8 protein-coding genes are annotated in these 12,286 nt (G+C 73.3%); all 8 read left to right on the top strand.

The features are described from left to right. The coding region (locus FNH04_RS29930) for a putative baseplate assembly protein (RefSeq protein ID WP_152788904.1) at positions 1 to 1,431 on the top strand (1,431 nt) is incomplete at its 5' end. Further along, entirely contained in the window at positions 1,428 to 3,425 is a 1,998-nt protein-coding gene (locus FNH04_RS29925; protein ID WP_152788903.1) for a phage tail protein, read from the top strand. The genes FNH04_RS29930 and FNH04_RS29925, both read left to right, overlap by 4 nt. Positions 3,426 to 3,435: 10 nt before the next feature. Further along, positions 3,436 to 4,752: a hypothetical protein gene (locus FNH04_RS29920; RefSeq protein WP_152788902.1), complete on the top strand. Its 1,317-nt coding sequence runs from the start codon at positions 3,436 to 3,438 to the stop codon at positions 4,750 to 4,752. A 2-nt stretch (positions 4,753 to 4,754) separates the two neighbouring features. Then, positions 4,755 to 6,827, top strand: coding sequence for a hypothetical protein (locus tag FNH04_RS29915; RefSeq protein WP_152788901.1), 2,073 nt, complete (start codon positions 4,755 to 4,757; stop codon positions 6,825 to 6,827). Beyond that, complete coding sequence (locus FNH04_RS29910; RefSeq protein ID WP_152788900.1) at positions 6,824 to 7,972, top strand: hypothetical protein; 1,149 nt, start codon at positions 6,824 to 6,826, stop codon at positions 7,970 to 7,972. Before FNH04_RS29915 ends, FNH04_RS29910 begins: the two co-directional genes overlap by 4 nt. Before the next feature lie 2 nt (positions 7,973 to 7,974). Next, positions 7,975 to 8,505 (top strand): hypothetical protein, encoded by a 531-nt coding sequence (locus FNH04_RS29905; RefSeq protein ID WP_194236862.1) that lies wholly within the window; start codon positions 7,975 to 7,977, stop codon positions 8,503 to 8,505. Further along, complete coding sequence (locus FNH04_RS29900; protein ID WP_152788899.1) at positions 8,502 to 10,301, top strand: hypothetical protein; 1,800 nt, start codon at positions 8,502 to 8,504, stop codon at positions 10,299 to 10,301. The genes FNH04_RS29905 and FNH04_RS29900 overlap by 4 nt, the downstream gene beginning before the upstream one ends. 88 nt (positions 10,302 to 10,389) lie before the next feature. Continuing rightward, positions 10,390 to 12,286: ATP-binding protein (locus tag FNH04_RS29895; protein ID WP_152788905.1), on the top strand; the 1,897-nt coding region annotated here is incomplete at its 3' end.

The raw sequence follows: 12,286 nt of genomic DNA, 5'->3' as shown, positions 1-12,286 counted from the left end.
CCCCCCGCCCCCGCGGACTCCGGAGGCCCGACACCCCTTCCGCTGCCCGCCGCGCCCCTGCTGCGCTGGGACGTCCTCGACGGCACCCGGCTCGTGCCCGCCGAACTGGTGCGGGACTCCACGGGCGGGCTGAGCGCCGACGGGACCGTCGAGCTCAGGGTCCCGCGCTCGTGGGAACCGGGCAGCCCGCCCGGCCCCCGGCCACGGCCCCGGATGCGCTGGCTGCGGCTGCAGATCGCGCACGGCGCCTTCGGCGGACCGGCGCCCGTGCTGTCCGGACTGCGGCTGAACACGGTCGCGTCCACCGCCGCCCGCACGATCAGGGACGAGCCGCTGCAGCCGGTCCAGACCCCGGGGGCGAGCGGACTGAGGCGGATGACGCTCAGTCAGACACCCATCCTCGCCGGGTCCGTCGTCATCGAGGTCGACGACGACACGGGCGGTGACGTGTTCGGCACGACGACCGGCATCACGACCGGCTCCACGTCGGGCACCACGTCCGGAACCTCCTCGCGCTGGCGGGAGGTGGAGAGCCTGGCCGCGTACGGCGCCGACGACCGGGTGTTCACCGTGGACCACGAGGCCGGGGAGGTGACCTTCGGGGACGGCGTCAACGGCGCGGCCGTACCACCCGGCTTCCGCAACGTACGGGCCGTGCGCTACCGGGTCGGCGGCGGCAGCGCCGGGGCCGTACGCGCCGGTGCCGTCAACCAGGTGGTGACCGCGCTGCCGTTCGTCACCGGCGTCAACAACCCCTTCCCGGCCACGGGAGGCGCAGACGCCGAGCCCGACGCGGACGCGATGCGCCGGGGCGTCGGCCAACTCCGGGCCCGGGGGCGCGCCGTGGCACCGGCCGACTACGGCCTCCTCGCCGTGCACGCCCCCGGCGCGTCGGTGGCCCGCGCCCAGGGCGTGGCCGGGCTGCACCCCGAGTTCGCCGGTGTGCCGATCCCCGGCGTCGTGGGAGTCCTCGTCGTACCGCCCGGCGACGACAGCGGTGAGCCACCGGTCCCCACCGCCGCCACCCTGCGCGCCGTCGCCGACTTCCTGACCCGCGAGGTCGCCCCCGCCGGGGTCACGGTGGTCGCCGCCCCCGCGCCGTACCGGAGGGTCGCCGTGGAGGCATGGGTCGCGCTCGACCCGGACCAGGACCGGGCCTCCGTACTGACCAGGGCGGGCGACGCGGTGCGCACCTACCTGGATCCGCTGCGCGGCGGGGAGAACGGCGCGGGCTGGCCGTTCGGCGGCGCACTGCGGCACACGGCGCTGGTCCGGCGCCTCCTGGCCGCCGACGGCGTCCTGGCCGTCTCCCGGCTCTCGCTCGTCGTCGACGGCATACGGCAGCCGCCCTGCGCCGACCACGCGATCCCGCCCCACACCCTCGTCTGGCCGGAGCGCCCGCTGCTGATCCCGGTAGGAGACCGGACATGACGTGCACCCCGCACCCCGCCACCTTCCGCCTCCTCGACCCCCATGTCGGCTGGGAGCAGCCCGCCGGCGGCGAGCCCGGGCTGGACGGCATCGTCGGCTTCGACGACCCGGCCGGAGTCCGGCTGGCCCGCAGCGGCCCCGCACCGGAGGGCCCCACCAGGGAGCAACTGCTGCCGTGGTTCCCCGACCCCCGCCTCGCACCGGGGTGCGGCCCGTGCGCCTGGTACCTGCTCGTCCCGGACGGGCCGGGCCTGCTGCGCCGCGACGTCTGCACGGGCGCCTGGAGCACCGTATGGCCGCCCGGGTGCGACCCCGGCCTGCTGCGCGAGCCCGTCTCCGTCGCCGCGCGGGGACACCGGCTGGTCGTGGTGGACGGCGACCGGGTCCTGGTGTGGCGCCGTGAAGGGGAGCAACTCGCCGGTGTGATCAGGACCGACGAGCCCCGGTGGGCCGCGCCCGCACCCGGGGACGAGATCCTCGTGGCCTGCGCGGGCGGCACCGAACTGCGCCGGTACGACTCGACGGGCGCCTTCCGCGGGCTGCTGCGCACCGGTGCGCGAGGAGAGGTCGTCGGGCTGCGCGCCGGAGAGGGCCGCACGGTCTGGCTGCTCACCGACGAAGACGGTCGGCTGACGATCCACCGGGGTGTCAACCGACGCGGCGGGCACCGTAGCTTCCGTGTCGCCACCGTCGACGAACTCGCCGCGGCCCTGCCGCCGTCCGCGCTCGTCTCGGCGGACGAGGACGGGTTCTGTCTGCGCGAGGACGGCCCGGACGGCGCCGTGACCACCTGCCACACCTGGCAGGGCGGGCCGAGGCAGACCCCGCCGACGGCAACGGCACCGTATGTGACCGGCGGGTTCTTCCTCACCGGCCTGATCGACAGCGGCATCTCACGGTGCCGCTGGCACCGTGTGCGCGTGGACGCCGACGTTCCCGCCGGCACGGCCGTCGCGGTCGAGATCGTGGTGTCCGAGGACGACCTGTACGACGAGACCGACTGGCAGGCATCGCCCCCCGGAGTCACGGACTTCCTCGTCGACCAGCCGCCCGGCCGCTATCTGCGGCTGCGCCTGCGGCTTTCGGGCGACGGGGGCGCGACTCCGGTCGTACGCCGGATCCGTCTGGACTTCCCGCGGTCCACCAGCGCCGAACTCCTGCCGCCCGCCTACCGCACGGACCCCGCGGCCGACGACTTCACCGAGCGCTTCCTGTCGCTGTTCGACGCCTCGCTGGCCGATCTGGACCGGGTGATCGAGCGGTATCCGGCGCTCCTCGACCCGGCCGGTGTTCCGGACCGGGTGCTGCCGTGGCTGGCCGGACTGCTGGGTCTGTCCTTCGAGGCCGGCTGGGACGCCGGGACCCGGCGCAAGCTGCTGGAGGCGGCCCCGGAGCTGTACCGGCGCCGGGGCACACCGTGGGCGCTGCGGGAGGCCGTGAGCATCGTGTTCGGGGTATGCCCGGTCATCGACGAGCTGGCGACGGACCGCAGGTGGGCGTGGCTGCGTGAGGCGGTCGGTTCCGAAGGGCCCCAGGTTTCCCATGGGACCCAGGGGCAGGGCCTGGGCACCGTGCGGCTGTTCAGCCGGTCGTCGAGCCGGTTCCGGATCGGCGGATCGGCGCTGGGCGCGGCGCCCCTGCGGGCGTTCGGGGCGCCGGACAGCGACCCGCTCACCGCGCACGCGCACCGGTTCCGGGTGCTCCTTCCCGCCGGATCGGCGGACGAGCAGGCGCTCCTGCGGCTCGTGGAGCGGCAGGCACCGGCGCACACGGTGGGGTCGGTACGGACCGGTGGCGCGGGCTTCGTGGTCGGCTCGCGCTCCACGGTCGGCGTGGACACGGCGTTCGTACCACTGCCGCCGCCCGTACTGGGCGGCGAACACCCGCTGCGGCTGAACCGCGACGGGGTGCTCAGACCAGGACCGAGAGGGTCGCGCCGAGGGGTGGGTGTGGGAGTGGTCTCCGCCGTCGGTGTGCATACGCAGGTGTGGTGAGAGGACAGCGATGACGGAGACAGGGACCGAACGGTCGGCGGAGTTCGACGCGCCGCCCTTGCGCAGGCTGCGGTACTTCCACGGCCAGATGCTGGGGGCCAGGGACTTCCAGGGTGAACAGGAGTACTACCGCGAGAAGTTGAAGCTGCGCATGCGCTGCCTGCTCGGGTACGGCGTGGTGTGCGGCCTGTTCGTGGAGCCGGTGCGGCGCCACGACGACGACTGTGAGGCAGAGCGGACCGAACAGAGCGAGCAGACCCAGCAGGCGGAGCAGGAGCGCACCCCGCGCAGGGCCAGGGTGCGGATCACGCCCGGGCTCGCCGTGGACTGCGACGGCAACGAGGTCGTCGTACGCGACAGCTGCGTGATCGACCTGTGGAAGGCGCTGCCCCGGAACGAACGGGACACGGACACGGTCTGGGTCGGCGTCCAGTACGCCGAGCGGGCCGTGGAGGCCACCCGCGCCGTCTACAACGACACCTGCGCGGACACCTCCGACTGTGAGTACGGCAGGACGGAGGAGTGCTACACGATCCGCGTCACCGGGTGCGAACCCCCGGCGGACGAACGCTGCGACACCTGCTGTTCCCCGTGCGAGCACAAGGTGCTCTGGCTGGCCAGGATCGACTGCGTCGACTGGCACGAACCGGTGCGCGAACACCAGATCCACATGAACGTCCGCCGCCCCTTCGGCCGGCACGTGCCCACGGTGATCACGGGCGTGAACTGGATCCACGGGCACACCTACACCATCGACGAGGCCAAGGCCCTGCTCGGCACCCAGAACGAGGACGGCGGGCTGGTGGTGCGGTTCTCCGGCGACGTCCGGACCGACTCGCTGCGGCACGGCGTGGTCGACCTCCAGGTGATCGAGGGCGGCAGGGGCAGCAGTGCCGGCATCTGGCACATGCGCGGGGAGTACACCGAACCCGCCGACGACTCGTGCGAGTTCACCCAGGAGTTCCGGTACCGGCAGACGACGCGGGAGACGCTGCAGGACGGCGACCGTCTGATGATCACCGTCCGCACCGCGTTCATCCTGGACCGCTGCTGCCGCCCGGTCGACGGCACCCACGTCGGCGGACGCGTACCGCTGATCGACGAGCAGCCCCGCACCGCCGAGACAGCGGGCACGACCGACACGGCAGGCACCACCGACACAACCGATACCGCCGGTACCACCGACACAACCGGCACCACCGATTCCGCGGGGGCGGCCCGGCACCGCGGCTGTGACGTCCCGCCGTCCGGCATCGGGCCCTGGACGTCCGGCACCGGTGTGGGCGGGGACGTCTTCGAGAGCTGGTTCTTCGTGAAGGAGCGCTGATCATGCGAACTGACTGCGGATGCGGCTGCGGGGGCGACGCCACCCGCACCTCCGCCTTCGTACGCCCTCGCTTCTTCGCAGGACAACTGCTGACCGAGGACGACCTCAGCCTGCTCGTCGACTACATGACGGCGAAGGACAGACTGCACAACCGGTCCCTCTCCGGCCCGGGAGTCGTCTGCGGACTCGGCGTCACCTGCGATCCCTGCGGCGGCGGAACCGTGGTGGTGCACCCCGGACACGCCCTCGACAGCGCGGGCAACGACATCGTCGTGTCCTGCACCGAACAGGTCGACGTACGGGCCCTGGTGCAGGAGCAGCGCGTCGACGCCCTCGGCGTGGACTGCAAGGAGCCCTGCGACGACGACGGCAAACGCCGCTACGGCCTCTTCGTGCGGTACCGGGAACTCCCCGTCGAGCCGGTGGCGCCGTACGCCACGGAGGAGCCCTGCCCCTCACCGGGGTGCGTACCCTCCCGGGTCCAGGAGGGCTACCAATTCCTCGTCAAGTGCGGTGACTTCGAGGACCACCGCCACAACCCCGGCACCCAACTGCTCGCCGCACTCGGCAATCTTTGCCGCGCCGACCAGGCCCGCAGCCGCGACCGGCGGCTCGGCTTCTACCTCGACGCCCTGTTCGCCGCGTCCGCCGGTACGGGCCGCACCTTCCGTTTCGAGGCCACCGACGCGAAGCGGTTCGCCACCGGACTCGCCTGGCTGCGCGAGAACGCGGGAGGCGACGGGGCACCGCCCGCGTCCGCGGCCCCTGAGATGACGGAGCACGTCCGCGCACTGGCCAGTGCCGTCGCCCGGTTCGACACCTACGACCGGTCCGGGCAGGCCCGGCTCACCGAGGACTACCCGGACCTCAAGTTCGTCCAGGACGCCCGCAATGAGCTGGGCACGGCGTGCGACCGGCTGCGCGACATCGACTGGGAAGCGGCGTGGCCCGACCCGCTGCGCCGCTCCCTCGCCCGCGCGGTGGTCGACGAGACCACGGCAAGGGTCGTACGCCAAGGGGGAGACCCGGACGCCCCGCTCGAAGTACGCCTGGTGGCCCAGGGCACACCGCTCAGCCACGCGCTACGGGTGGAGTTCGGCGCCGATCTGAGCCTGATCCGGGACTGGCTGCTCGACCGCCTGGAGCAGAGCCCCGGCGTCACCGACTGCGCGCTGCGCTCGAAGGTCGCCGCCGTCGACGTACCGCCGCTCCTGCCGCCCCCTCCGGAGGGCAGCACGGAGCGCACGACCATCGCCGGCCTGCAGCAGATCGCGGAGGCGGCCGCGAAACTCACGGTGGCGGTGCGCCGGTTCGTGACCGACGCGGCGTGCGCCACGCTCAACCCGCCGTGCGGCGACTCCACCGACACCGACGTCCTGCTCGCGTACGTCGAACTGCACGGCTGCGACGTCGTACGGATCTGCTCCGCCACCCGGGAGCAGGTGCTGCCGGGCGGATCGGCGTACGGGGAGTGGCTGCCCAAGCTCTACCGGCTGCGGGAACTGGCCGAGCGGCTGTGCTGCAAGCCCCCGCCGTGCCACCGGAAGCCGGAACTGCCGTCGCAGGGCCCCGTGCCGCGTCCGTACGCCGAAGGGCTGCTCGACGACTGGCCGCGCACCGGAGACCTGGAGAGGATGCTCTCCCTGCTGCTCACCCAGGCACCCGGGGAGACCCCGCCAAAAGCCCTGCACGAACAGGTCTACACGACCCCCAGCGAAGTGACCGACAGCATGCAGGAACTGGCCATGCTCAGGACGCAGGTGGCCGATCTGACGGCGGCGCTGGAGGGGCTGCGCACCCAACTGGGCAGCGCGCAGCAGCAGGTGAGCCAGGTGGCGGAGCAACTGCCGGAGCGGCTCGGGCCCCGGCTGGAGGAGCTCGAAGGCGCGCCGGCGCCCCGGAGCGCGGACCCCGAGCCGGACCAGCCCGCTGCTTCTGCGGAGCCCGCCGAGCCCGCTGGACCCTCCACGCCGGACCAGCCCCCCGAGTCGGACCAGGCCCCGGCCAAACCCCCGGTGAAGCGGACCCGGTCCTCCCGCACCTCCCGTAACCGGAAGCCCGGTGAGACGCCATGACGGGTCCCATGCGCCCCGCCTTCCACGAGGGCCAGGTACTGGCCGCCGCCGACCTGACGGCCACGGTCGAGTACGCGCGCGGCCTGTCCGCCCGGCACGCACGGCACCTGCACGAGTGGGGCGTCGCCGAAGGGCTCGGCCTCGTCACCGAGCCGCGTACCGACCCGGTGTCCAACGATCGCTACGTCGAGGTGAGGGTGTCGCCCGGGTACGCCGTCGACGGCACCGGCCGCGAGGTGGTCCTCACCGAGCCGGTCGTACTGCGGGAGAGCGACTTCGAAGAGGTCAACGGCGCGGACCCGGCAAGGGACAAGGAGAAGGAGCCCTATCCGGTCTTCCTCGCCGCGGCCGACCGGGAACCGGCCGCGCCCGCACGCCCGGACTCGTGCGGCGGTACCGGCGCGAGCACGCGGGTGGAGGAGTCGTACGAGATCTCCTTCGGGCGGCTCGGCGAGGAGCGGACCGTCGCCGAGCGGCAACCACCGGCGATCGGCGACCCGCCCGTCGGCCCGTCGAACCCCTGGCGCATCCTGCTGGGCTACGTCCGCTGGGTGGGCGGCCACTTCAGCGGCGTCGAGACCGAGGCGCGCGGGGTCCCCGTGCGGTACTCCGGGGTGCGCGCGGACATCGTCTCGGCCCAGTCGGGCTCCTTGACCCTGCGCACGGGCCAGTCGGCCCAGGAGGGCAAGCCCGCGGTCGTACTGTCCGGCGGCGACCAGCCGGGTCTGGTCTTCGGCCTGTACCAGGGCGGCGGCACGGTCGACCCGCTGCTGACCATGGAGGCCAACGGCAACCTGAAGATCAAGGGCAGCTTCGAGGGCACGATGCCGGCCGGCAGCACCCTGGTGACGTCGGGGACGGCCACCGACGGCATGCTGCTGCCGCTGCCGACGGGCATCACGGCACAGCAGGTCGCCGACGGCCGGGTCGTCGTACACGTCCATCTGACACCGCGCACCCCGCCCGCCCTGGGGGAGTCGTTGCTGTACATCCCCGTGGAGGCCACCGTGGACGACGACCTGCGGGTACGGTGCCGGGCGCGTCTGTACGACCTCACGGACCGCACGGGCGGGGTCGTCGAACGGCCCGGAGCGGCCGACTTCCTCGTCGTGGCGACCGTCACGGCAACGAACGGCGGTGGCTGACGATGGCTCTCTCCGTGGTGTACGCGGACCGCACCGGCCATGTCCTGGGCGCGCTGGCGCTCACCGGCGCGAGCGCCCCGACCGATGTGGCCGCACTCGTGGGACCCGAACTGCCGATCCGGGTCTCCCTCGGTGCGAACCGCACCGCGATCCTTCCGGTCGACGCCAGGGAACTCGCGGCGGCGGCCGTGGACGACGAACCGGGCGCACTCGCCGAGCCGTTGGCTTTCGGCGTCGAGCGCGGGTCCGACAAGGAGCCCAAGCCGACGCTGCTGAGCCTCCCGCAGTGGACCGACGGTCTCGCGTTGAAGCCGGACGACCTCACCATCACCCTGCCCCTCCCCACGACCGCCTCCGCCCCCGTGGTCGTACTCGTCGCCGACGATCAGGACACCCACGTGCTCGTCGGCGAGATCCCCGGAGGGCGGACCCAGGTGAAGCTGCCGGTGGCCCTCACCGCGGGGACCACGTACGGCCTGCTGGTGCTGGTGGCCGGCTGGGCGGGCCGTCTGGAGAGGGTGAAAGTGGCATGAGCGCACCCACCGCACGGACCACCGGGGAGATCACCACCGGGGAGATCGAGGTGCACCGGTGCACGATGACGGTGGTCCGGAGCGGTGGGTGGAGCTGGGGGCCCGACCCACGCGGTCTGGTCCGCCAGGTCGTCGACGCCCTTCCCGAGGTGCTGGAGGACCACTTCGCGGAGCACCTCGCGGGCGACGGCCCGGACGTGGAGATCACCGAGCCGGTGACCGTCACCGTCCGGCCGGGCGGGCCCGGCCGGACCGGGCGGGGCGGGGCGCCCTTCGAGGTCCATGTCGCGCCGGTACGGGTGGCGGAACTCCCCGCCGACAGGTCCTCCGCGGAACCGATGCCGTTCGAGGAGGCATTCCTTCCGGTACGGCCCCCGTGGTCGCCGCCTCCGACCGGCGCGCTCTTCACCGAACTCGCCGAACGGAACGAACTGGACACGTTCCTCGCCCTGCTCCCGGACCACTCGCTCCACGTCTACCTGCTCGCCCTGCTCGGGGACGACGACGCGTCGGCCGGCCGGCTGCTCGCCGAACTCGCCCGGCGCGCGCTCCTGATCGGGGCGATGGAGGCACTGACGGAAGTATTGCCCGAGCCGCTGCGCGACGCTCCTCCCGGAGAGGCCCTGACCGAATTCTTCAGGGACCACGTCGCGTCGGCGGACCGCGAGGAGGTCGCCCGGCTCGCGGGGGCCCTGCTCGATGCCGGCGGGCTCCCGGATCAGCCGGGCCGGACCGCCGAGCCACCGTCCCCGGCGGCCGGGGACCCACCCGTGTCCCGCACCACCGCGCGCGAGGTCCGGGTGCGCTCCGTGCTGCCCTTCCTGCTCGCCGGGCCGCTGGCGCGGATCGGGTACCTCGACGCGATCGGGCCCGCCCTGGCGGGCATCGAACTGGCCGAGGAGGCACCGCTGTTCGCGGCCGCCCTGGCGTACAAGGTGCTGGGAGCGACCGTACGGGGCTGGCGCCGTACCGAGCAGGACAGGGAAGCCGCGGCCGTCTTCGCCGGCCTCGACCCGCCCGTACCCGAGGAGCGGCTCACCGACTTCGCCCGGCAGGCAGGTCCCGCGCTCCCGCTCCTGGACGGCGTCCTGGCGTTCTCGGTGTGCCGGGGCCACGACCCGGCCGACCCGCTCCTGATCGCGGGAAGGGACGACGGGTTGCTCATGGTCGACGCCCAGGGCATGTTCCCGATCGCCTGGACCGGGGAGACCGCGCGGCTGCTGCCGTACTGGCAGGCGTGCGGCCGGCCGCCTGTACTGATCTGCGACGGCCCCCTCCCACCCGGAGCCCTGCGGGAACTGGCGGCGGCGGGGGTGCCGTTCATGACGGCCGTACGGCCACTGCGCGGCGACCCGGTGACGCGCCTGCCGTGGCGCACGCCGCTGTGGACGACCGGGGACGGACTGGGGTCGGGACGACCGGATCCACGGCTCGCCACGGAGCTGCCCGGCCACGCGGCGCGGCTCGCGGACCTGGTCACCGCGCTGACGGTGGAGCGAAGGGCGATACCGCTCGCGGACGACGGCGGCCTGGAGCGCACCGTCACCCTGGCCGCGACGTTGGGCCTGTCCACGATCGCCTGGACGCTCTGGCAAGGGCGCGAGACACCGCATCCGCTGCTGTCCCTCAGCCGCTTCGCCGACCTGGAGGCCACCGTCCGCTTCGAGCCCGACGTCGTCAGGGTGAGCATCCCGCTGGGGCGGCGCCACGCCGACCTGCTGCGCGGCGGACTGCTCGCCGACGTCCCCGACGTGGTGTGGCTGGACGGCCGGACCCTGACGTTCTCGGGCGGGTGACGGGCATGGCTGAACCAGGGCGGGAACGGGGACATGGGTGAACCACGGGTGGGTGACTGGCATGGCTGAACCACAGGGGGCGACGGGCATGGGTGAACCGGCGGTCGAGCACCTGCGGATCCGGCTGGCCGGCCTGCACCGGGCGCTGCGCGCCGCCGTCGAGCGGCAGGCACGGATCGCCGCACGGCTCACCCGGCCGGACCTCACGCCGTACTGCGTGACCGACGAACAGGTCGGTGTCCTCCTCGACGAGGTGCACGGCCTGACCGAGGCCATGGCCGAACCGTACATACCGGCGCGGCCCGAGCCGGAGGCCGAACGGCTGCTCAGACGACGCGCGTCAGCCGAGGGCGTGACCCTGCCGCTGGACGCCCTCGCCACCAGGTTCGGCCTGACCCGTGCCGACCAGGACGCGCTGCTCCTCGTCGCGGCGCCCGAACTGGACCGCGGATACGAGCGGATCTACGCCTACATCGTGGACAACCTGAACCGGCGGCTGCCGAGTGTGGAACTGCTGGTCACGGTTGGTGCGATCAGTGCGGTCGGCGTCGCGGGGGGTGCTGAAAGCGCGGGAGGCCCCGGCCCGGAGGAGGGCCCTGGGAGCGCGGGGGCCCGGCTGGCCCTGCGCCGCGATCTCGGACCAACCGGCCCATTGCGTCGCTACGGCCTCCTGCGCGCCCACGGCGAAGCGGCTGTCGAGCTCTCCCAGGAACTGGTCCTCGGACCGGGCGTGCTGGAGTTCCTGCTGGGCTGGGGCGGTGACGTAGGTCTGCTCGGCCACGACCCCGGCGAGGTCGTGGAGCCGGAACCCCGCGTGCTCTCCGCATACCTGTCGTCGGACCGCCTCACCGGGCTCGGTCGCGCGCTGGGGGCCGGCGACATCGACCTGGCCGGTCTGTGGGGATGCCCGCCGGACGGACAGCTCGACGCGGTACAGGCCCTGGCTCGAGGGGCCGGAGCACCGCTGCGGCGCCTGACCACGGACCCGGAGGCCGACCTGCGGACGGCTGCCGCTCTGGGCGCGCTGCTGTGGATCCCCACCGACGACCTGCACGGCGAACAACCGCACGGACAGCACGCCGAGACGGTGTCCGTGGCGCTGCTCCGCTCCCGCGTGCCGGTGTGCCTGACTGGCCTGAAGCCCTGGCGCCCGGCGGGCCTGCTCGCCGCCCGTGCGTACGCCGAACTCACCGTGCCGGCGCCGGGGTTGGGGGACCGGCGCGCCATGTGGTCGTCCGCGCTTCCGGACCTGGACGGACCCCTCCTGGAGGACCTCGCCAGCCGCTACCGGATGAGCGGCGGCGAACTGCGCGCCGTGGCAGCGGTCGCCGGGGCCGGAGCCCGTCTGGCCGGCAACGGCCGCCCGGAACCGGTCTCCGACCACATCGAACCCGCCATCGCCACCGTCACCCGCGGACGCAGCGGGAGCGCCGTCCACTCGATCGTGCCCCGGCGCACGGTCGAGGACCTGGTCCTGCCGGACGCCCAGCTGAACCAGATCCTGGAGATCGCCTCGGCCTTCCGGGCCTGGCCGCGAATCGCCGAGACATGGGGCTTCGCCCGGCGCACGGCGCACGGCGGCGTCAAGGCGCTCTTCACCGGCGAGCCCGGCACGGGAAAGACGATGTCCGCCGAGATCGTCACCGGCATGCTGGGCCTGGAACTGCTGAAGGTGGACCTCGCCCAGATCGTGTCGAAGTGGGTGGGGGAGACGGAGAAGAACATGGAGGCCGCGTTCCGGCAGGCGGAGGAGAGCCACGCGGTACTGCTCTTCGACGAGGCCGACTCCCTCTTCGGCAAGCGAGGAGAGGTGAAGCACGGCACGGACCGCTACGCCAACCTGGAAGTCGGCTACCTCCTGCAACGCCTGGAGGCCAGCGACGGCCTGGTGATCCTGACGAGCAACCTGAAGGACAACATCGACCCGGCCTTCACCCGCCGCTTCCACTTCGTCGTCCACTTCCCCCGCCCGACCGCGACGGAGC

The sequence above is a fragment of the Streptomyces phyllanthi genome, assembly GCF_009377205.1.
Taxonomy (GTDB): Bacteria; Actinomycetota; Actinomycetes; order Streptomycetales; family Streptomycetaceae; genus Streptomyces; species Streptomyces phyllanthi.
This window is presented reverse-complemented; position numbering and strand designations above follow the sequence as displayed.